Origin of the sequence: Arthrospira sp. PCC 8006, from assembly GCF_046480465.1 — a bacterium.
Lineage (GTDB): Bacteria > Cyanobacteriota > Cyanobacteriia > Cyanobacteriales > Microcoleaceae > Limnospira > Limnospira platensis.
Window position 1 is genome coordinate 59208 of record NZ_PKGG01000001.1, and the last position, 20248, is coordinate 79455.

The 20248-nt window shown below is 44.3% G+C and carries 22 protein-coding genes; 8 read left to right on the top strand and 14 right to left on the bottom strand.

What is annotated here, in order from left to right; all coding sequences use genetic code 11:
* From B9T16_RS00300 to B9T16_RS00310, 3 genes are all read right to left on the bottom strand, one after another.
* Positions 1 to 765 carry a peptidylprolyl isomerase gene (locus B9T16_RS00300; RefSeq protein ID WP_014273974.1) on the bottom strand — a complete coding sequence of 255 codons (765 nt, stop codon included), beginning with the start codon at positions 763 to 765 and terminating at the stop codon, positions 1 to 3.
* Between the two features lie 123 nt (positions 766 to 888).
* Positions 889 to 1686, bottom strand: coding sequence for a TIGR00297 family protein (locus B9T16_RS00305; protein ID WP_006617418.1), 798 nt, complete (start codon positions 1684 to 1686; stop codon positions 889 to 891).
* Positions 1687 to 1692: 6 nt separating this feature from the next.
* Complete coding sequence (locus B9T16_RS00310) at positions 1693 to 2316, bottom strand: esterase/lipase family protein (protein ID WP_410243846.1); 624 nt, start codon at positions 2314 to 2316, stop codon at positions 1693 to 1695.
* A 204-nt stretch (positions 2317 to 2520) separates the two neighbouring features.
* On the opposite strand from B9T16_RS00310, the gene B9T16_RS00315 reads away from it, so the two are divergent.
* Entirely contained in the window at positions 2521 to 2988 is a 468-nt protein-coding gene (locus tag B9T16_RS00315) for a hypothetical protein (protein ID WP_410243847.1), read from the top strand.
* On the opposite strand, the gene B9T16_RS00320 is transcribed toward B9T16_RS00315, so the two are convergent.
* The gene (locus B9T16_RS00320) at positions 2989 to 3315 is read right to left on the bottom strand and encodes a hypothetical protein (RefSeq protein WP_006618352.1); all 327 of its coding nucleotides are present in this window, start codon (positions 3313 to 3315) and stop codon (positions 2989 to 2991) included.
* Positions 3316 to 3734: 419 nt separating this feature from the next.
* A complete protein-coding gene (locus B9T16_RS00325; protein WP_006618353.1) occupies positions 3735 to 3923 on the bottom strand; it encodes a hypothetical protein in 189 nt (62 codons plus the stop codon).
* On the opposite strand from B9T16_RS00325, the gene def reads away from it, so the two are divergent.
* On the top strand, positions 3922 to 4485 hold the full coding sequence (def, locus tag B9T16_RS00330) for a peptide deformylase (RefSeq protein ID WP_006670056.1): 564 nt from the start codon (positions 3922 to 3924) through the stop codon (positions 4483 to 4485). The genes B9T16_RS00325 and def overlap by 2 nt on opposite strands.
* Before the next feature lie 45 nt (positions 4486 to 4530).
* Positions 4531 to 4731: a hypothetical protein gene (locus B9T16_RS00335; protein ID WP_410243848.1), complete on the top strand. Its 201-nt coding sequence runs from the start codon at positions 4531 to 4533 to the stop codon at positions 4729 to 4731.
* 53 nt (positions 4732 to 4784) lie between these two features.
* On the opposite strand, the gene B9T16_RS00340 is transcribed toward B9T16_RS00335, so the two are convergent.
* The 9 genes from B9T16_RS00340 to groES form a co-directional block, all read right to left on the bottom strand.
* On the bottom strand, positions 4785 to 5168 hold the full coding sequence (locus tag B9T16_RS00340; protein ID WP_006618356.1) for a hypothetical protein: 384 nt from the start codon (positions 5166 to 5168) through the stop codon (positions 4785 to 4787).
* A gap of 16 nt (positions 5169 to 5184) precedes the next feature.
* Entirely contained in the window at positions 5185 to 5697 is a 513-nt protein-coding gene (ruvC, locus tag B9T16_RS00345; RefSeq protein WP_410243859.1) for a crossover junction endodeoxyribonuclease RuvC, read from the bottom strand.
* Positions 5698 to 5742: 45 nt separating this feature from the next.
* The gene (gene bchI, locus B9T16_RS00350; protein WP_006618358.1) at positions 5743 to 6840 is read right to left on the bottom strand and encodes a magnesium chelatase ATPase subunit I; all 1098 of its coding nucleotides are present in this window, start codon (positions 6838 to 6840) and stop codon (positions 5743 to 5745) included.
* Between the two features lie 151 nt (positions 6841 to 6991).
* Positions 6992 to 9553: an exonuclease domain-containing protein gene (locus B9T16_RS00355; protein ID WP_410243849.1), complete on the bottom strand. Its 2562-nt coding sequence runs from the start codon at positions 9551 to 9553 to the stop codon at positions 6992 to 6994.
* Positions 9554 to 9833: 280 nt separating this feature from the next.
* A complete protein-coding gene (locus B9T16_RS00360) occupies positions 9834 to 10118 on the bottom strand; it encodes a hypothetical protein (RefSeq protein WP_006618360.1) in 285 nt (94 codons plus the stop codon).
* 84 nt (positions 10119 to 10202) lie between these two features.
* The gene (locus tag B9T16_RS00365; protein WP_006618361.1) at positions 10203 to 10952 is read right to left on the bottom strand and encodes an alpha/beta fold hydrolase; all 750 of its coding nucleotides are present in this window, start codon (positions 10950 to 10952) and stop codon (positions 10203 to 10205) included.
* A gap of 341 nt (positions 10953 to 11293) precedes the next feature.
* Positions 11294 to 12322, bottom strand: coding sequence for a chlorophyll a/b binding light-harvesting protein (locus tag B9T16_RS00370; RefSeq protein WP_006618362.1), 1029 nt, complete (start codon positions 12320 to 12322; stop codon positions 11294 to 11296).
* Between the two features lie 342 nt (positions 12323 to 12664).
* Entirely contained in the window at positions 12665 to 14302 is a 1638-nt protein-coding gene (gene groL / locus B9T16_RS00375; protein WP_410243850.1) for a chaperonin GroEL, read from the bottom strand.
* Positions 14303 to 14411: 109 nt separating this feature from the next.
* Positions 14412 to 14723, bottom strand: a complete 312-nt coding sequence (groES, locus tag B9T16_RS00380; protein WP_006618364.1) for a co-chaperone GroES — start codon at positions 14721 to 14723, stop codon at positions 14412 to 14414.
* 316 nt (positions 14724 to 15039) lie between these two features.
* Between groES and B9T16_RS00385 the strand changes: the two genes are divergently transcribed.
* From B9T16_RS00385 to B9T16_RS00405, 5 genes are all read left to right on the top strand, one after another.
* Positions 15040 to 15492 carry a (2Fe-2S) ferredoxin domain-containing protein gene (locus B9T16_RS00385; RefSeq protein WP_317267723.1) on the top strand — a complete coding sequence of 151 codons (453 nt, stop codon included), beginning with the start codon at positions 15040 to 15042 and terminating at the stop codon, positions 15490 to 15492.
* A 154-nt stretch (positions 15493 to 15646) separates the two neighbouring features.
* The gene (locus B9T16_RS00390) at positions 15647 to 16297 is read left to right on the top strand and encodes a response regulator transcription factor (RefSeq protein WP_014273969.1); all 651 of its coding nucleotides are present in this window, start codon (positions 15647 to 15649) and stop codon (positions 16295 to 16297) included.
* 682 nt (positions 16298 to 16979) lie between these two features.
* The gene (locus tag B9T16_RS00395) at positions 16980 to 17501 is read left to right on the top strand and encodes an NYN domain-containing protein (RefSeq protein ID WP_006618367.1); all 522 of its coding nucleotides are present in this window, start codon (positions 16980 to 16982) and stop codon (positions 17499 to 17501) included.
* A 33-nt stretch (positions 17502 to 17534) separates the two neighbouring features.
* Positions 17535 to 19151 (top strand): 2-isopropylmalate synthase, encoded by a 1617-nt coding sequence (locus B9T16_RS00400; protein ID WP_006618368.1) that lies wholly within the window; start codon positions 17535 to 17537, stop codon positions 19149 to 19151.
* Positions 19152 to 19311: 160 nt separating this feature from the next.
* Positions 19312 to 19701 (top strand): hypothetical protein, encoded by a 390-nt coding sequence (locus B9T16_RS00405; RefSeq protein ID WP_006618369.1) that lies wholly within the window; start codon positions 19312 to 19314, stop codon positions 19699 to 19701.
* The last annotated feature ends 547 nt before the right edge of the window (positions 19702 to 20248 follow it).

Sequence of the window (20248 nt, forward strand, 5' to 3'; positions counted from 1 at the left end):
TTAATCACCAATTTGCATTTTCACCGTCAGGGTTTTGAGTTGTTCATTCATCCAGCGATCGAACAATTCATCCTGCAACTGTTTTTTAATGCCTTTGGTTTCCAAAGTCACCTCGATAAATTCTTCAATTCTAAACAAACACCAGCGCCCTTCGACTTCAAAAGGTCCGATAATTTGACCCACCTTAGCCCCTTCAATCGTAGGTTTTAACGTATCTGGTAATGTGGCTTTACTTACCGCTCCCATCATGCCATTAACCCGGCGTTCTGTGGTGACGGAATATTCCCGTGCTAAAGCCTCAAAACTGCCCTCTCCTGAGTCAATTTTGCTTTTTAAACTTTGAGCCATTTCATAGTCATCAACCACAATTCGTGACATGACTACGGAATCTAAAAACGGTTTGCGTTCTTGGAAATATTCCTCCAAATTCTCTTTAACTACTGCGAGTTTGAGAGTTTCCCGTTTAAACCCATTGGAAACCTGATCATGAAAACTTTTGTAGGTCAAGCGGTTTTCATCGAGCCAAGTTTGGAAGGCTTGGGGGTCGCTGAGATTACGTTCMAGGCGGAAATTAATCACGGCTTGCTCAATGGCGGCTGCATTGGAGTTTGTGTCATCGCGAGATTGCAGTTCTTTATCAATTACATATTGCCTGAGAATATTAGCCAGAAATTCCTGCAATTTTCCCGAATTTTGTAGATATTGTAATGATTGACTCAGGGTAATAGAGTCGTTATCATTAATGGTCAAAAATGGTTGAGACATAGGTAAAAATAATTTGAACTTGGTTGTTAATCTAACTGGAGTATACACCCCAGACTTCATCCCCCCCTAATATAGCAATTATCTCAGATTTTGGTGTGCTATATACTGGGCTAATCTGGCGGTTTAAAACTGAATCGGGAGTTGAAAATAGACAACTGCTAACAGGATAGCAACGATCGCCCCAATTAGGGTATTGATAAAATTGACAACTTCATTGGTAAGCCATTCAACCTGACCCTGCCAAGTAGCACCGATCAGGCTTTCCAGGTTAGTAGCGATAAACGCTGCTATTATACACCATAACAGCCCTATGGCATCAATTAAACCCACTGACCAGCCCACCATAGCCATGGCTAGGGATGCTACCACACCAGCCACAGTTCCTTCTAGGCTGATAGCGCCTTCTGTACCGCGCGGGACTGGCTGCATGGTAGTAATTAAGAAAGTTCGTTTTCCATAGGCTTTACCGACCTCTGAGGCACAGGTATCAGAGAGTTTAGTGCTGAAACTGGCAACATATCCTAACATCAGTAAAGGTGTGGCGATCGCAGTTATGGGACTATCAGCCATCAGCCACTTTAACCCCAAAACTCCCACAGCACAAAGTGCCGCAGTTAAGGCAGATCCCCAGACATTTTCTGGCCCCCTAGCACCCGATCGCTTTTCGGCTATACCCGCCGCCTCTTTTTCAGCCATCCCAATGCGGGTCACGGATGATCCGATAACGAAATAAAACCCCACCACCATATATCCGGGTCCTTGGAGACTTACCCAGACCAACACCCCTAAAATCCAAGCGTGTACAATACCAGAGGGGGTTAAGAGTTTTTTGGGTAGTAGGGCGACAATTCCCAATAGTAGGGTATTAATAGCGATCGCTGCTACCGGTGGATTCGATAATAATGATAGCTGTGGATACATAAGATTTTAAATCACTTTGCTTTGTGGGAATTTTAGGGGAGTTCTCAAAGCCTTCTCCACTGCTGTGATACAGTTGGGATCTTTAACCATCCAAGCGTGTAGTCGGACATCAAGGATAATTTCCTCCCCCCAATTCAGGTGTGAACTGTTCGCCGGAACAATCATCAGATCAAATTTAGTCCAGATTGAGGTAAAATTGAGGCGATCGAGCATTCCTATATTATTATTCAAATCTAACAGTAGGGGGCTGTTGCGGCGCATTTGCGCCGCCGCCTTGGTTGGATAGAAGTTAGCTGTCATAGTTCCGTTATGGGGGGAAGAAATGGTGATTAACCTTTGGACTCGTTCAATTCCCCCTAGCTTCTGTACATAGTAGCGACTGACAATTCCCCCCATACTAAAACCTACCAGGTCAAAGGGTTGATTGGGGGCAAAGTTTTGATCAGCATATTCGACAATTTGCTCTGCTAGGCATTCTATGCTACTTAATCCGTAATTGGGACACAGGTTGAAGCTATGCACCTCCCAGCCCTTTTGTCTCAGGTGCTTAGACATAACTCGGAAAATGGCGATCGTGTCGAAAATACCATGAATCAGTAAAACCGGATTACAGGCTTGATTGTTGTTCATCTGGCAATTATGAGAATTTGTGAATCAGTGTAAATAATTATGTCGATTTTGTCTCTTGTTGTCACAAATCACCCTCATAAATGGGGTTTGTGTAAAGTTTTGTAAACAATTGTGGACAAATCTTGCCGATAATTTTAATCTGAAATCTAACTTGTGATTAGCTAATGAGTGTCAATTTTCTAAAAACTGAACGGAGTAGGTTTAATGTTAGCCATTGGTAAACTGTTTGGACGTAGTAAAAAATCTGATTATTTTTTAGAGTTTGATGAGGCTAAGGGAACCACAGCAGAACCGAGTCCAACTGTAGCCCCCAAAGCTGAAGCCCCCAAAGCTGAAGCCCCCAAAGCTGAAGCCCCCAAAGCTGAAGCCCCCAAAGCTGAAGCCCCCAAAGCTGAAGCCCCCAAAGCTGAAAAGCCAGAAAAAACCAAGAAATCTGTAGCCAAGAAATCCCCAGAAGCAGCAAAGGCTAATGTAGCTGCTACTCCAGCCCCTGCTGCTGTGGCTAAGGTAGCCTCATCCTCTGCGCCCCTAAATGGTGGTATGAGCAAAACGCCGGAGGGGATGACATTTGCTACAGACTACTTACTTCCCAAGTCTACGGCTAATCGTCGTCGTCCCGGTCCCAACATGAATATGTTTAGGGATATGGCACGTCAGATGTCCTCGAAATAATTAAGATAAGTCCCAATTGACATTGGCAATAATGGTGTCATAGGACAAAAGCTGGAAATTGATCGAGCCTTGGTCTGTCTTGACTGATATCAAGTTTTGGGGAATGTTGAGGGTAACTTGGTGATAACCCCAAGCCCTCATCTGTTTGATCACCTCCCCAGCTTTACAACCAATAAAGCGTTTAAGTTCTTGGTTACTAGGGGTGTAGCTAAGGGAGTTGTGCTGCTTATGTTCAACTGGTGATGGGTTGTTGGGATATGCACAGGTGGGGCTGTTGATGAGATCACTTTTTTGTCTTAGGTGAGCCAAATAGGTGAGAGATGCCATGTCTTAATCTCCTGAGAATGAGTTGAGGAAGATTTTGAGCTTATTACCTAGGATGGAGAACTACAGATATGGAGTCAATGGGGACTCCAGCCAGAATCTGAATTGTCTACTTTCTAGGTCAAGCGGTGAAAGTTCACCTAGGAGGGCAAAAACAGGAGGAGGTAAACCGTGGGACTCCCTAGTTTAGGGTAGATCAAGAATATCCCCCCTGTTTGAAGCATATTCAGTTACGCAATATCACCCAGTCAGGTGATGTCAAAATAGCTGGGAACTGATACATTAACAACTGAGATGCTACGAATAGGTGAGTTATCCATCAGCCGCAAGCTGGTGGATTTTTTGATCCAGAGTCAATTATGGCCATAAAAGACTAAAACGTAAACTGATTTGGCCTAAAAACGGGAAAACTTAGCAAAAATTTAATTATTGGTTAGTTTTGGGGCTCCCGGTCGATTTTTCGGCGGCGCTTGTATGGGTTTATTTGGGGGTGATTGAGAATATTGGCCACGATACTGAGAGCCAATATGTAGCGATCGCTCTCCCAAACCCCGATTGCGATCTAAAATCAAATATGAATAAGTGTTAACGAAAGCGAGTAAGGATGTCATGACCTCTCAAGTTCTGGTGGAAAAACAAAAGTTAGAAAAACCCCCCCTGGATATTCACTATTTAGGCGATCGCGTTTTACGACAGCCAGCCAAACGGGTTTCGCGCATTGACGATGAAATTCGGCAACTGGTGCGCGAGATGTTACAAACCATGTATAGTGCCGATGGTATTGGTCTAGCCGCGCCTCAAGTAGGGGTACACAAACAGGTAATCGTGATTGACTGTGAACCCGATAATGCAGCGACTCCCCCCCTAGTGTTGATTAACCCGACCATCAAAAAGTCAAGCCGGGAGTTATCACCTTTCCAGGAAGGATGTTTAAGTATTCCAGGGGTTTATATGGATGTAGTCCGCCCAGAAGAGGTAGAAGTTACCTTTAAGGATGAAAACGGCCGTCCTCGGAGCATATTGGCGACTGAGTTACTTTGTCGCGCCATTCAACATGAAATTGACCACCTACAGGGGGTGTTATTTGTCGATCGCGTTGACAATCAATTAGCCCTGAATGAGGAATTGGCTAAATATAAGTTTTCTCCGAAAGCGGTCAAGCCTGTTAAATAGCACCGGTTACTGAACAAGTTAAATAATGTGGGGTCAAAACTGATCATGGTTGGAACGCCAAAAAGTGGTTTATTATTAGCCGGATCGTGTATTACAGCGATCGCCGCAGTTGGTTCAATTTTTGAACTTTCCTCTGGGGAACCAGAATTAGGGGGATTAATCACAGGGATTATTCTAGCCTTGAGTATACCTCTATCTGTGCTACTATTTTGGGCAGCGGTTCAAGATGCCCGCGCCAATCAGTAGACCAACACGGCCAAAGACCGTAGGGTTAAGGCTCTACGGTCGGAATTTACAAGTTAAATTTTTTTGTATTTTAAAGGTTCACAAAATTGTTCAATTCCAGTTTTTAACACATAAATAACCACGGGAGTTACCAGTAGGGGCGGGCATTGATTTTGGTAAATTAAATGGGCGACTATCGGGGCTATATTAGACTGCAATAAATCCTCTTGATAGGTAGGTTCACAGATAGTAACTCGGTGGCGCTTGGCTAAACCATCAAGCCAATTTTCTGATGTAGTGGGGGATTGACCGACATTAATCGCCATAGAAATCGCGGCATCTTCGATATCACCCTCGCAGTCTTCAATCATATCTAAGGCTTGTAATGCTGAGGAATATTCAGCCAATTGGGAACGAAATTGAGCAATTTCTTGAGAAGTCAGAATGAGATTAGACATAGATTATCAATCAGCTTTAAATTAAATCGGAAACCCGATCATGATCAAACCAAGTCGCCAAAGCGATCGCCAAAGCATCCGCCGCATCATCGGGCTTAGGTATCGCCTGTAAGTTTAACTCCCTAGCTACGGCTTCTTGCACCTGATATTTTTTAGCATTACCATATCCGGTCAATGCCTGTTTAATCTGAGCCGGGGTCAACTCAAATATAGGAAGGTGTCGTTGAGCCAAAACCAACACCAAAACCCCCCTAGCTTGAGYCACTGCGATCGTATTTCCCATGCGGTAAAAAAACAATTTTTCGACACCGACAAGATCCGGTTGCCATTGTTCGAGTAGGGTATGGAGGTCAGCATAAATAGTTTGTAGGCGATCGCCCAGGGGTTGATGAGCCTCAGTTTGAATCGCCCCAAAGTCAATCACCGAGAACAAAGACCTTCCCCCAGCCTCTTCGCAAGTTTGACATTCAATAATCCCAAACCCCAAAGTTGCCAATCCTGGGTCCAACCCCATAATCCGAACTACCATAACCCGATACAGTAACACAGGCAAAGTTGCCTGTGATGTTGTTAACTAATTTTGATCAGGTTCGGGTAATCCAAACACTTGGCGAAACACCTTCTGGACTTTGTTACCAGAATCAATAGACTCTAAGGGATCTTTCCGCAGTCGGTGGCGCAGACACAAAGTAATCACCCGACCAATATGGTCAACAGTGACCTCTGTAGCCCCTTCAAAGGCAGCTAAAGCCTTCGCCGCCCTGTTAGTGACAATATCTCCCCGCAGTCCATCTACATCTAATTCTGAGCAGACCTGGGAGATTTTCACCCGCAGATCATAATCAATATTAACCCCGGATAGTCTCTCTTGGGCTTCTACTATGCGCCGTTGTAGTTCTTCCTGGGATAGTTGATACTCTCCTAAGAACTCCGGCGGGTTTTGGTCAAAGGCTGTCCGCTGTTCCACAATTTTCACGCGCAGACTAGGTTCTTTCACCGTGCGAATTTCCGCGTGCATTCCAAAGCGGTCTAATAATTGGGGTCGCAATTCCCCTTCTTCTGGGTTTCCTGAACCCACGAGGACAAAACGGGCTGGGTGGCGGATAGAAATGCCTTCTCTTTCCACGGTATTCCAACCACTGGCGGCGGAGTCGAGTAGGACATCGACCAGGTGATCGTCGAGAAGGTTTACCTCGTCAACGTAGAGGATACCCCTATTGGCTTTGGCTAATAGTCCCGGTTCAAAGGCTTTTACCCCTTCAGCCAAGGCTTTTTCAATGTCAATGGTTCCACAAACGCGGTCTTCTGTCGCCCCTAGGGGTAGGTCGATCATTTGCACCTTGCGACGGGCGACGGGGAGGGACTCCGATAAACTTATACGTTCTCGGACGACATCACTCATCATTTCAGGATCGCTGGGGTGACTGTTAAAGGGGTCGTCGGCTATGACCTCTATTTCCGGTAGCAGGTCAGCTAGGGCGCGAATGGTGGTGGATTTACCCGTACCCCGATCGCCCATAATCATTACGCCGCCGATCTTGGGGTCAATCACGTTCAGCAGCAGGGCTAATTTCATTTCTTCTTGACCAACGATCGCCGTAAAGGGAAAAACGGCGCGACGGCTGGTCTGGGATGTTTTGGCTGTATCAGTTGTGACGGCTGTTGGACTCACAATTGTTTCTCTAGTTTCCGGTATACCGTTTTCTATTGTCTCATATTGGGGCGATCGCGTTAGTCCTAATTAAAGACGGGTTCGGACCAGGCGCAACTGGTCAGACCACTTCTTGAGGGGATACTGGGCGATCGCTTCCCCCATTCTACCATTAACTCAGGCACTTAATTAACCAATAATCTGGCAGTTTCATTGACAAAAAATCAACTATATCTTCCAGGGTTATCCCCACAGGAAACTCGCGATTTTCCCAATCAATAATCGCTTGATATATACACTCAAACATAATGCGATCGCTCCTTTCCATAATCACATATTCCCCATTGTTAACCGCATCAAGTTTCTGAATTTCTCGCAGACCAACATCTCCCCTTATCGGCGGTTCCACAGCATCCCGCATTAACCGAAACCGCATTTTTTTATGAGCAAGAACCAAGCGATTAAAATTTTTCATTCTCGCAGTAAACGCACTCCCTGAACCGTGTAAAAATGCCAGCACATAAGTTTGTTGACCTGTTTTAATACACAAATGCTCTGGGATGGTCAGCTTGCCAAATGACAGTTGTTCAACCTTCATCGGATATCGGTTAGTAAATGCAGAAACAATCGACATCAGTTTTCCCACATCATCCATATCACTGATAACGCGAGGTTTATCATAGTCCTTTTCCCATTGGTTTAACAGGTTTTTCCAATATTCATCTAATTGAACATCGACAACTTTTTCCGATTCATAATCAGCTTTTATTGCAGGTTCCGGCTCTGTTGGTCGTGCTTCCGTCGCATCTTCCCCTGTTTGTTCGTTAGGCAAATCCACAAAATCTAATTCAGGTTCATCTGTTTCTGCTAATGGCTTTTCAATGGGAGAGAGAGTCAGATTATCAAATTTTTTAATCGCCTCTCCTACCGCTTTATAAATAGCTTGTAATTCCTGTTTAAACTGCACCGCCTCCACTGCTATAGGGTTCCGAGGTGGAATAATTCGCGGTAGGGGAACACCCTGCACCTTATGGCGGAAGTAATCAGAAGCACGTTTAATAACTGCGCGAATTGAGGGTTGATTGACAATTTCTGCGAGTTCCTGTTTCGTGAAGAGCAGTCCAATATCAACCGTAGCGTGAGGGGAATTAGTTTCAGTTTTTAGCTGACAGAGAGTTTTGAGTAATTGATGCAGTTGTGCTTTAGATGGTCTTTCCAATGTCACCACAGACTGAGAAACTCGGTCTATCACCGAACCATCAAATTGTTCTTGAAAACGCTCCCAACGGTCAGGAAATAAATTCAGAATAATTAAGCTATTGGGAACGTGGGTTAAAATTTCCTTCACTGTCGAACCGAAACTTGCTAAAGTTGATTCGTGGCGTGTATCAAATAGGGACTCCAGTTGGTCAAAAATTAGGATCAGTGGTTCATCTAGTAGCGACAGTTGACCTAGGGTTTTGATAGCCTCTAGGGCAAATTCTTCTCGGTTAAAATCTTCCCCCCAGGGTGTTAATCCCACCTGGTTTAATTCTTCGGATAAGTCAGCATCTCCATTCCCAGATAACCAATGGCGCACCAGGTTTTTTCGGCTAATTTCCGTATACCGACAGAACCGCATAATCCCTTTTAATACTTGGGAACTATAGTCCGTGGAGAGTCCATATTTAGCCCGCCACCACGCCAAAATTTTCTTTTCTATCGCGTCCCAATTTTGCCGATAGCGGTCTGTTCCTGGCTTTCCTACCCGTTCATATAGCGAGAGGTTATCATTCTGTAATTTAGCGATCATTAGTTTACCTTTGTCGCTATTTACCCAGTCAGTTTTGCTCAGGATATTGACAAAACTTTTGGCAAAAAACTGTTCGAGTTGCGTCAGCTTCTTCTGGGGAATTTTTTCGGAAAAAGATTCTAGGATTCTCGTATATGTATGGTAGTTCACCGCCTCAGCATGAGTCGGGTGGCGGATAAAAAATAGGCGGTTTGTCTTCAGGACTTCTTGAGCCAGTCGCATCATTAAATGGGTTTTACCAGAACCTGGTTCTCCCAGAACTATGGCTCCCTGGCTTTGATGGTTGGGGGATTGTTTGATTTCATGAATGACGGCTTTTAGGGTGTCAAATTGATGGCTGTAAATATCCCCATAGTCCGGGTGATATTCAAAGGGTGTATTGACTCGAATACTGCTGAAAGGATTAGGGGTATTCTGGTATAGTTCGGCAATATTTTCAGACATGACTGGTGATTTTAAGGAGTTTAAATAACTATAAAGTTGGTAGGTAAATTGTGCATCATAACTAGCACTGTGAGCATGGCGATCGTCAAATCTCTGGCGGTTTAATCGCAAATCTAAGGTTTTGCATAAGTAACTTAATCCATAGTCGGGAAGGTTTGCTAACTGCTTTTTGGCTAACTTACAGGTACAGATAAATTGATAATTTGGATAGAAAATTTCGACTTGTTTAAAGCTGCGTTTTAATATCCGTTGGTCATGTTCTGCATGATGGCAGATTATGACTTGATTATGGCACAGATTATCGACTTGTTTAACTATATCTAGCAGTGTTTCCTGATGCAGTCTCAATGTCGGTTCTGGGTGGTTTTTGGCGACAAATGCGTGATACAAAATGGCTCCCTGATTATCCACCAGCGCCACTTCCGTTAAGCTGTCTCTCCCTTCTGTATCTAATACAATAAACGAACTTGTATTTAGGTGGTAGTTATCCCTGGTCATGTGAAGTATAGATAATTATATTTTTTGCCAACCCATTTCTCCTAGTCTCCTATTTTTAGCCAAAAGTTTATTTTAGGCATTTACTGGTATTTTCAGCAATCAAAATTTACAATTCTTAATGATTGTGTGGATACCACAGGTTTAAGGTTGGCTCAAAAATTCCCCAACCTGGCGTTCTGACCGCAAAAAAGGGAATGAAGACTAAGAAGTAGTCTCATTCCCCTAGAGTTAAGTCAGGGGCGATCGCCAAAAATCTTCAACACCCGACTATGCTACTATGTTATTTTACCAAAGGTGGTCGGTTCGGCGCAGGACCGGTGTTTAATTCAAAATCTCTACAATTAATGGCTTCTTCTGATAAGGCTTTACAGGGATGAACGGTACATTTTAAGCGATAGTCTCCCGTAAAAAAAGCGCAGCGACTACAGGGGATATCATGGAGTTTTTTAACGTTTTTAACACCATCTTTAATGGCGATAATAGATGAGTAAATAAATCCCATCAAGGTTATGGATATAAACAATGGAAAGATGAGATTAATTGGCGTTAATGCGGTTTCAGACATGACTATCTCCTGGGAAAATTGATTTTTTTAGCAAAGGAAGGGTCTCCTATAACTGGAATGAGTTGGAATTATTGGATATATTATTCAGTCATAAATCAGAGCATCTTCGGAGCAGAGATAATCTGAAAAACCAAGGAGATCATCCCAAAAATTAACAATAGTCTCACCGACTTTTTGCGGATAAAAATAATGGCAAAAATAGCGACTATCTGGACATTGCCAAAGGCGATCGCATGGTTTAAAAAACCTTTCCCACCCCTGCCATAAATTCTGGTCAATAACCAGGTCATGTTCCCCTCTACATACCAGTAAAGGAACCGGGACACCACCAGGAGAAAAACTCACCCGTTTATATAAACTATGGGGAGACAGGGAACTAATCAGATCCTCTTTTAAAATCCCCATCAATTTTTTAGTAATGGGAGGACATTGAAACCCAAACAGGTTATAAACCGTTTGATTTAACAGTTTTTCTTGACCACAATTGAGAAGCTGTCGTTGTACATAATAATGAGCCTGCCAATCAACAGACGGATAAAAACCCACAGAAATTAAAGTAAGCGATCGCACCATTTCCGGATGTTGACGAGCATATAATAACCCCAACAATCCACTAATACCATGCCCAATTAAATGCACAGGATAATCACAATTTTTCAGATAGTTATGGAGCCAAATTAACGGCGGATTAAATGACAGCGGTTCATCCAGACTCAGATAATACCTATATTGGCTAATATAAGCCGAGTGAGACAAAAAATTTAAGCAGGGTTGGTTAAACTCTTGTAAAGCTGGGCTGACATTTAACCAAACTGCATCATGTAAGACAGCCATGAATTTCTCCTAATGATATTTCCGGCAATTGTATCGATTAATGAGGGCAAGTAGGGGAGTGTTTTTCTGAATAACTAGCCTCAAATAAGAGTCGGTCAACACTTTCTGAAGCTGGCAAAGTCAGGCGACAATTTTGGCATTGCCAATATAAGCCATGATGGCTAAAATGTAGCAGTAATTCTCCAGAGCAACAAGGACAATTCATTTAACCTATTCCCATTTGCTAAAGGATATGAGACGCGGGGGTAAGTCATCTCTAATCGAGTAGTGGATGAGTCAATAGATATCAAGAGATGACACTGACCCATCCACCCACCCGTCTAGGGGGGACTTACTCAGACTTAAACCTCAATAGAGTTTAAAGCTCGTTCAACCCGACGAAAATCAAATCCCAAGGCTCTCAGAGCGTGCCAAAGATGTCCTTGTAGGAAGAAGAATGCTAAGAAGAAATGAGCATTAGCTAACCAACAGCGGGGGGTATGAGCGCCCATGGGTAGGACGGTTGTATCTGCAAAGTAAGGCGCAATTCCGAGTTTAATATCTAGGGGCGGACCGTAGAACTCCACAGGATAAGCCAAAGTATTCACAGCGCAGAAATAAGCTGCCACAAAACCGGCTAAAGCAATGCCACCCAAGGAGTAAGAGAGGATAGCTTCTCCTGAAAAAATCAGGACTTTTTTCGCCCATTTGAGGGGGGGAACCAAGATATGCCAAACACCGCCAGCAATGAGCATCACCCCTACATAAATATGACCGCCAACTAAATCTTCAAGGTTATCGATAGTGGCAAAATGGGTTTGATAGCCATAGATAGTTGCGGGGTTAAGGGTAGGCTCTGTTACCAGACGGACGGTTTGAGTTGCTGCATCATACAGTCCGCCAAAATACATAGCTTTGGCGACTAGCAATAAGGCTCCCATACCTAAAAACAGTAAGTGATGCCCTAAAATTAAGCCCAACTGTTTTGGGTCTTCCCAATCAAAATGAAATTTCTTGGCTTGACCCTGGGCGGTTTTTAAATCTTCGGGTGCTTTAAAGGTGTGAAATAGCGCTCCGGCACCTAATACGGCTGAGGAGATTAAATGAACGGCTCCCACCACAAAGAAAGGGTAAGTATCTACCACTTGTCCACCATCCCCGACACCTAATCCCAGGGTGGCTAGGTGAGGTAGCAGAATTAACCCTTGTTCGCCCATTGGTAGGCTGGGGTCGAACCAGGAAACCTCAAACAGGGTAAAGGCTCCGGCCCAAAATGCAATTAAGGCTGATTGAGCAACGTGGGCGGCAATAAATAGCCCAGACAGGTTAGCAAAGCGGGCATTACCCGCCCACCAGTCATATTTGACGCTTGGATTTTCGTAAGTCTGCATAGTGCTACAACGTTATACATCTTCCCAGCTTATTGCATAAGTATCTCAATAAGCTGTTGAGACTTATTGTAAATAACTTTCAATAAAACGCAAGTTAAGTTTTGTTACGAATAGCCAAAAGCCATATATATCAATGATTTAAGCCAAATCACCCCTAGATATTGGTGGCTAAATTTATTATCAATAATCAATAATTCAGTCGCAAACTACAAGTATTAATTATCAATTAAGATGGCCATGCACAAAAAAAGACCCCGATGGTATCGGAGTCCCTGGTTTTTGATTAAGGGGGGGCGAAGCCAAAGGCGGCCCCAAACCTTAACTGATATCTTAACTGAAATCTTAGTAGTCGAAGTCGCCACCCATGCCAGCGCCAGCGGGAGCGGCGTTGTCTTTGGGTTCTGGTTTGTCAGCGACGATACACTCGGTAGTTAAGACCATGCCAGCGATAGAAGCGGCATTTTGGAGAGCAGAGCGAGTGACTTTGGCGGGGTCAACAATACCAGCCTCGAACATATTGACATATTCGCCATTGGCTGCATTGTAGCCGACATCAAAGGATTTTTCTTTCACCCGTTCAGCGACGACAGCGCCATTTTCACCAGCATTTTCAGCGATCCGTTTCAGGGGAGACAACAGAGCGCGAGCGACAATCATAGCACCGGTGAGAGCCTCACCAGTCAATTGGTTGCTGGTCGCCCACTCTTCGACCTGGGGAGCCAAGTGAGCCAGAGTTGTACCACCACCGGGAACAATTCCTTCCTCAACAGCAGCTTTGGTGGCGTTGATGGCATCTTCGAGGCGCAGTTTGCGGTCTTTCATTTCGGTTTCTGTCGCAGCACCAACTTTGATAACTGCTACACCACCAGCCAATTTAGCCAGACGCTCTTGTAGTTTCTCTTTGTCATAGGAAGACTCGGTTTCTTCCATTTGACGGCGTAGCTGCTCACAACGAGCTTTAACGCCAGCTTCGTTACCTTCAGCAACAATGGTGGTGTTGTCTTTGGTGATGGTGATGCGGCGAGCTTTACCAAGCATATCAATCTTGGTGCTTTCCAGTTTCAGACCAGCATCCTCAGTGATGACTTGACCACCGGTGAGAACTGCAATATCTTCTAACATGGCTTTGCGGCGATCGCCAAAACCAGGAGCTTTAACAGCAGCCACATTCAGCACACCGCGCAGGCGGTTAACCACGAGGGTAGCCAGGGCTTCTTTTTCGATATCCTCAGCAATGATTAACAGAGGACGACTAGAGCGAGCTACTTGTTCGAGAACCGGAACTAAATCCTGAACCAAGGTAATTTTTTTATCGGTGAGCAGGATATAAGGCTCATCGAGGATAGCTTCCATGCGCTCGGTATCGGTAGCGAAGTAAGGGGAGATATAGCCCTTATCAAAGCGCATACCTTCGGTGATTTCCAGTTCGGTAGTCATGGACTTACCTTCTTCGAGGGAAATCACGCCCTCTTTACCCACTTTGTCCATGGCTTCAGCGATCATCTGACCAACTTCTTCGTCGTTACCAGCAGAGATGGTACCAACTTGAGCGATCGCTTTAGAATCTTCCACAGGGCGAGCGTGTTCAGCAATTCTGTCTACCAAGAAAGCTGTCGCTTTATCAATTCCCCGTTTCAGTTCAATGGGGTTAGCTCCGGCTGCTACGTTCCGCAGTCCTTCTTTAACCATGGCATGGGCGAGAACCGTTGCAGTGGTGGTTCCATCTCCAGCCGCATCGTTGGTTTTAGAAGCCGCTTGACGAATCAGGGCTACACCAGTATTCTCAATGTTATCTTCGAGTTCGATTTCTTTGGCGATCGTCACCCCGTCGTTAACGATTTGGGGTGCGCCAAATTTCTTTTCCAGGACTACGTTACGGCCTTTTGGTCCGAGAGTAACGGCTACGGACTCAGCTAAGATGTCCATACCACGTTCGAGGGCGCGACGAGCATTTTCGTTGTATATAATACGTTTTGCCATAGGTTCCTATTTCAGTTGCTATTCGGATACTACAAAGGATTGTGAATCAGCTTTCACGCTGAGACACCCACAGAAGAGTCAAAATGTGGGATAGTTATTAGTTGACGGTTTAGTTGACGATCGCCAGAATGTCTTTTTCGGCTAACAGGACGTATTCATCGCCACCGAGTTTAATGTCAGTTCCGGCGTATTTGGAATACAGAACTTTGTCGCCGACTTTGACTTCCATTTCGCAGCGGGAGCCATCATCATTGCGTCGTCCCGGTCCAGCGGCTACGATTTCGCCAACCTGGGGTTTTTCTTTAGCAGTGTCCGGCAGGAGAATTCCGCCTGCAGTTTTTTCTTCTGAAGCACTGACCTTAACGAAAACGCGCTCGCCAAGGGGTTTAACCGTAGAAACACTAAGAGAGACAGCAGCCATTCAATTACCTCCTATTTTCAAATACTGGGGGTGAGAGTTAACAGCATTTAGACCCCACGAACGGGAAACTGTCTCAAGTTTGCCCATCTCGGTCGAATGTCCATCTGATGTTTTTAGCACTCTCAACCTCTGAGTGCTAATTTACCTAATCGAGTGAGGCGATCGCAACAGCATCAACTGTACGGGTTCCCGAACAGATCCGGTAGTGAAAAGTGAAAATAGCCGAAAATTTAGTGCTGAGTGCGAACTTGCCACTGTTTCCCATGTCTCCCGTATAATGGATAATCGAGTCTCAGGTATCATTATCCGTAATTCCATGATTGAACATCCTCAAAACCCAGAACCGGAAACTGAAAACCCCCAGTATTGCGAAGGAGGGTCCCTATCCGCGACAGTTAAGAACCTAGGCTTATCGCAAATTCAGCGTCACATATTCCTATGCGCTGACCAAACCAACCCCAAATGCTGCTCCAAGTCAGCTAGTATCGAATCTTGGAATTATCTAAAAAATCGGCTCAAAGAACTAAACCTAGACCGTCCCACAGCCGACCATCCCGGTTGTATATTTAGAACCAAAGCCAATTGTTTGCGGGTGTGTTGTCAAGGGCCAATTTTAGTAGTATATCCCGATGGTGTTTGGTATAGATCCGCCACTCCCGAAGTGATTGAACGGATTATTCAAGAACACCTAATCGGGTCTAGTGTTGTAGAGGAGTACGCCTTTCTCAGCCACCCATTAAGTTTATCTGAGCTAGAAAACAACAGTTGATTATCAGTCACTGACAGGGTAAGGAGTCCGATTCTAGCTGGCATGGTTGAATTTTAAGATATCATAGGGTAAAACCCCCTGTATACTGCTGCCCCTAGGAAGTTCACCCAAACTGTTAATAGTCCCCCAACTAGATCATATCTCCAACGGAACAATGAACCAAAATACTGTCGCACCGGAACCAAGGCGACTTATGCTAGTAGACGATGATCCTAACCTCGTGATTTTGGTCAGCGATTATCTGGAGTTGCGAGGGTATCAAGTCACCATTGCCGAAAATGGTCAAAAAGCCCTCGAAAAACTGGAAGAAGAAGTGCCAGAATTAATAATTTGTGACATTATGATGCCGGAGATGGATGGCTATACCCTAGTCAAGCTAATCCGGGAAAATTCCCAATTTGGTTGGATTCCGGTAATTTTCCTATCCGCCAAAGGACAAAGCGAAGACCGGGTTAAAGGCCTCAATACCGGGGCTGATGTGTATATGGTCAAGCCTTTTGATCCAGAAGAACTAATGGCTCAGGTAGAGTCATCTCTGCGACAAACTGAACGTCTAACCCGATATCGTAAATCCGTCATCGGAACCTCCCCAAAAATTAAAGTTCGCTCTGGGGTGGAGTTGACCCCAACAGAGTTAAAGGTGGTTGAGTTGGTAGCCAAGGGAAAGGGAAACCGAGAAATCTCCAAAATTATGGAAGTCAGCCAGCGGACTATTGAAAGCCATATCAGTAATATGTTAGGTAAAACTGGACTTCATAACCGCACCCAACTAGCTCGCTGGGCTTTGGAGAGTCAAGAAATGTAGGGGTTTTCTGCTGAGTGGGGCGATCGCTGGCGCAAGTTGATCGCACAACACTGTATACTATTATGAGGGTCATAATCGGACTTCTATATTTTAAATTGAGACCAGAAAACACTACTATTAGTCAGTTTCAGCCAAAGCGCCGCCCATGCTACGAATGTACCAGTTAGGTATTTCGTCAGTTAGTGGCGTTTGTGGTGTCCAGTCATCAGTCCAGTATGGCATTATTACCTACCACAGAAATCACTCGGTCGCACTGGCTATATCTTAGACCTTGATGGCTCGCTGACTAACTTTAGCAGTAAGATACTACTGTGGCTCGCTGTTGGTCTGGCTTTAACTAAACTCCTGAAGATCATAACCGCCATTGAAAGGAGGGTAAGATCGGCTAGTAGTGATTTCAATTGCAGCTAATATAATCAAAGGTGAAACTCAGGTAAAACTCTCGTAAAATTAGGATATTGAACAGCCAATATGATATTTTTATATGGTTCTGACAACTCGAAAATTAGGGTTTTGTTAGCCTATTGGAGGATAGTAAAACCTAGGCATAGGTTCGATTATAGGCTCTGATATGACATATCAATCTTGTCAGAGATTCGGGTTAAACTTAGTGAGTATTCACGTGCTAAGATAAAGTATCTAGTTTAAATTCTTTACTACAAATATTAGGTCTTTAGTTTGTATGCCTAACTTGAGAAACCGTCTATCTATTTTTGTAGACGGTAACAATATGTTCTACGCTCAACAAAAAAACGGCTGGTTTTTTGATCCCCGAAGGGTTTTGGACTATTTTAAACATGAACAAGCCGATCTGATTTTTATTAATGCTTTCTGGTACACGGGACTCAAAGACCCTCAAGACCAAAGGGGGTTTCGGGATGCCTTGATTAGCCTAGGATATACAGTCCGCACCAAAATTTTAAAAGAATACTATGATGATAGTTCAGGTAGGTATTCTCAAAAGGCAAATCTGGACATTGAAATTGTGGTCGATATGTTTAATACGGTAGATCAATACGATCGCGTAGTGTTGTTTAGCGGAGATGGTGATTTTGAGCGAGCTATTGAGTTGCTACGTTCTAAAAATACTCATATCACCGTGGTTTCCACAGAAGGAATGATTGCCAGGGAACTACGCAACGCTACCGATCGCTATATAGATCTTAACGACATCCGAGACCAGATTGAGAAAATCGACTATTAAGTTAAACTGTTGACTATGGGAGGATTTACACCAATGACTATTCAACCCCACCCAGATCGGGTAATTATTTTTGATACTACCCTACGGGACGGAGAACAATGCCCAGGAGCTACGTTAAACGTTGATGAAAAGCTAGTGATTGCTCGACAACTAGCGCGTTTAGGAGTAGATGTAATTGAAGCCGGGTTTGCGATCGCCAGTAGCGGAGACTTTGAAGCCGTACAACGCATTGCGGAAACCGTAGGAACCGAAAACGGTCCGATTATATGTAGTCTAGCTCGGTCTGTCAAGGCTGATATTGAAGCGGCGGCTAAGGCTCTGAAACCGGCGGCTCATCCCCGCATTCATACTTTTATTGCTACCTCTGATATTCACCTGAAATACAAACTCAAAAAGACTCGCCAGGAAGTCCTAGACATCACCAGCGAGATGGTAGCCTATGCTAAATCGTTATGTGAGGATATCGAATTTTCTCCAGAGGACGCTGGACGCTCTGACCCCGAATTTCTCTATCAAGTTTTAGAAAGAGCGATCGCCGCTGGTGCGACAACAGTTAATATTCCCGATACTGTCGGCTACACCACCCCCTCAGAATTTGGCGGTTTAATTCGCGGAATTAAAGAAAACGTCCCCAATATCGATCAAGCCATTATCTCCGTCCACGGTCACAACGACCTAGGGTTAGCGGTGGCTAACTTCCTAGAAGCCGTTAAAAATGGCGCACGACAACTCGAATGTACTATTAATGGTATCGGAGAGCGTGCCGGAAATGCAGCCCTAGAAGAGTTAGTTATGGCTCTCCATGTGCGCCGACAATTCTTTAACCCCTTCTTCGGTCGTCCGGCTGACTCAGAAGTTCCCATCACCAATATTAATACCCGTGAGATTTACAAAACTTCCCGTCTGGTATCTAACCTAACGGGGATGTTAGTACAGCCGAATAAGGCCATTGTCGGTGCTAATGCCTTCGCTCACGAGTCGGGAATTCACCAAGATGGAGTTCTCAAAAATAAGTTAACCTATGAAATCATGGATGCTCAATCCATTGGATTGAATGATAACCTGATTGTCTTAGGTAAACATTCCGGCCGCCATGCCTTCCAAAATCGTCTACAGGAGTTGGGTTTTGACCTGTCTGATGATGAGATTAATAAGGCTTTTGTCCGATTTAAAGATGTGGCTGACAAGAAAAAAGAAGTCACTAACTGGGATATTGAAGCCATTGTTAATGATGAAATTCAACAAACCCCAGAATTGTTCCGCCTGGAGTTAGTACAGGTGTCCTGTGGAAATAATGCTCGTCCGACGGCGACTGTTACCCTCAGAACTCCTGAAGGTCAAGAGTTGACTGACGCGGCTACGGGAACTGGTCCGGTGGATGCGGTTTATAAAGCTATTAACCGGGTGGTTAATGTTCCTAATGAGTTGATTGAGTTTGCGGTACAGTCAGTAACTGCGGGAATTGATGCGATCGGAGAGGTTACTATTCGCTTACGCTATCAAGGACGAGTCTTTTCTGGTCATGCTGCTAATACTGACATTATCGTAGCTTCTGCTCAGGCTTACATTAATGCTCTCAATCGCCTACAATCTTCCCTAGAACCAAAATCTAATCAGGTGGGCGATCGCCAATCTGTTATTAGTGTTTAAAGGGTTAATTTTCATGGGAGAGGGTTGGGGATTTGTCCCCAGCCCCCCTATCTGTGGACAGATTTAATTCAATCCCGACTGAAATAAATTTCCCAGTCTGTAAGTAAATGTTAAGCTAGAGCAATGTTCCGTTATTGAAGTTGATATCGAAGAATCTAATATGTTATCTCAACCCATATTTGACGATCGCTCTCTCAGTCAGTCCTTTTATCAAACTCTGATTAAACGCTTCCCTAACTCTCTACACCAGTCAATTCAAGACCTTTTAACTGAATGTCGCCTAGGTATGGCTCCGAGTCCAACGGGAGTCAAAACTTTTTTTATTATTGCTCCCTCTGTGTTAATTGGCGATCGACTTCTCCATCAAATTGATACTATTATCGACCGTGTGGCTGACCTCATGGGAGGTGTCGGACAAGTTGCTATTTGCATTCATCCCCCACAAGACATTAGCGATCAACCTACCACAGAAGTTAATAGCGATCGCTCTCCCCACACTCACCCACAATACATGATGTGTAAAATTTTCCCCGTCTTGATCAATGAATAATAGGGACGCTATGTAGGGGCGGGTTCCACCGTTAACTACATATGGGGGTGAGAGGATTAAAAAACCCGCCCTTAACCGAGAGTTCCACCGTTAATTAGATTTGGGGGTGAGAGGATTAAAAAACCCGCCCTTAACCGAGAGTTCCACCGTTAATTAGATGTGGGGGTGAGAGGATTAAAAAACCCGCCCTTAACCGAGGGTTCCACCGTTAACTACATCTGGGGGTGAGAGGATTAAAAAACCCGCCCTTAACCGAGGGTTCCACCGTTAACTACATCTGGGGGTGAGAGGATTAAAAAACCCGCCCTCCGGCTGTAGCCAAATCATGTATTTTGGCATTAAGACAAGGAACCATCATAGCATTAGCTTATCAGGTTTTGGTTAAACCTGTCAACTGGCTGCTGAAAAATTCTCGAAAATTCCCGGCTTTAGATAAGTGATACAAATATTTTTGCCGGAATAATTTTAATATTCAAAAAATTGTTAATAATTGTTGCGAAATTTATTACAAATTATTCTCAATACTTGACGAGAGAATGGGGGTTCT

Coding starts and splice junctions, on each gene's coding strand:
- B9T16_RS00305 (WP_006617418.1), bottom strand. CDS start 1,686: ATGTATCCACAGCTATCATTATTATCGAATCCACCGGTAGCAGCGATC.
- B9T16_RS00310 (WP_410243846.1), bottom strand. CDS start 2,316: ATGAACAACAATCAAGCCTGTAATCCGGTTTTACTGATTCATGGTATT.
- B9T16_RS00315 (WP_410243847.1), top strand. CDS start 2,521: ATGTTAGCCATTGGTAAACTGTTTGGACGTAGTAAAAAATCTGATTAT.
- B9T16_RS00320 (WP_006618352.1), bottom strand. CDS start 3,315: ATGGCATCTCTCACCTATTTGGCTCACCTAAGACAAAAAAGTGATCTC.
- def (WP_006670056.1), top strand. CDS start 3,922: ATGACCTCTCAAGTTCTGGTGGAAAAACAAAAGTTAGAAAAACCCCCC.
- B9T16_RS00325 (WP_006618353.1), bottom strand. CDS start 3,923: ATGACATCCTTACTCGCTTTCGTTAACACTTATTCATATTTGATTTTA.
- B9T16_RS00335 (WP_410243848.1), top strand. CDS start 4,531: ATGGTTGGAACGCCAAAAAGTGGTTTATTATTAGCCGGATCGTGTATT.
- B9T16_RS00340 (WP_006618356.1), bottom strand. CDS start 5,168: ATGTCTAATCTCATTCTGACTTCTCAAGAAATTGCTCAATTTCGTTCC.
- B9T16_RS00355 (WP_410243849.1), bottom strand. CDS start 9,553: ATGACCAGGGATAACTACCACCTAAATACAAGTTCGTTTATTGTATTA.
- B9T16_RS00360 (WP_006618360.1), bottom strand. CDS start 10,118: ATGTCTGAAACCGCATTAACGCCAATTAATCTCATCTTTCCATTGTTT.
- B9T16_RS00365 (WP_006618361.1), bottom strand. CDS start 10,952: ATGGCTGTCTTACATGATGCAGTTTGGTTAAATGTCAGCCCAGCTTTA.
- B9T16_RS00370 (WP_006618362.1), bottom strand. CDS start 12,322: ATGCAGACTTACGAAAATCCAAGCGTCAAATATGACTGGTGGGCGGGT.
- groL (WP_410243850.1), bottom strand. CDS start 14,302: ATGGCAAAACGTATTATATACAACGAAAATGCTCGTCGCGCCCTCGAA.
- groES (WP_006618364.1), bottom strand. CDS start 14,723: ATGGCTGCTGTCTCTCTTAGTGTTTCTACGGTTAAACCCCTTGGCGAG.
- B9T16_RS00385 (WP_317267723.1), top strand. CDS start 15,040: ATGATTGAACATCCTCAAAACCCAGAACCGGAAACTGAAAACCCCCAG.
- B9T16_RS00390 (WP_014273969.1), top strand. CDS start 15,647: ATGAACCAAAATACTGTCGCACCGGAACCAAGGCGACTTATGCTAGTA.
- B9T16_RS00395 (WP_006618367.1), top strand. CDS start 16,980: ATGCCTAACTTGAGAAACCGTCTATCTATTTTTGTAGACGGTAACAAT.
- B9T16_RS00400 (WP_006618368.1), top strand. CDS start 17,535: ATGACTATTCAACCCCACCCAGATCGGGTAATTATTTTTGATACTACC.
- B9T16_RS00405 (WP_006618369.1), top strand. CDS start 19,312: ATGTTATCTCAACCCATATTTGACGATCGCTCTCTCAGTCAGTCCTTT.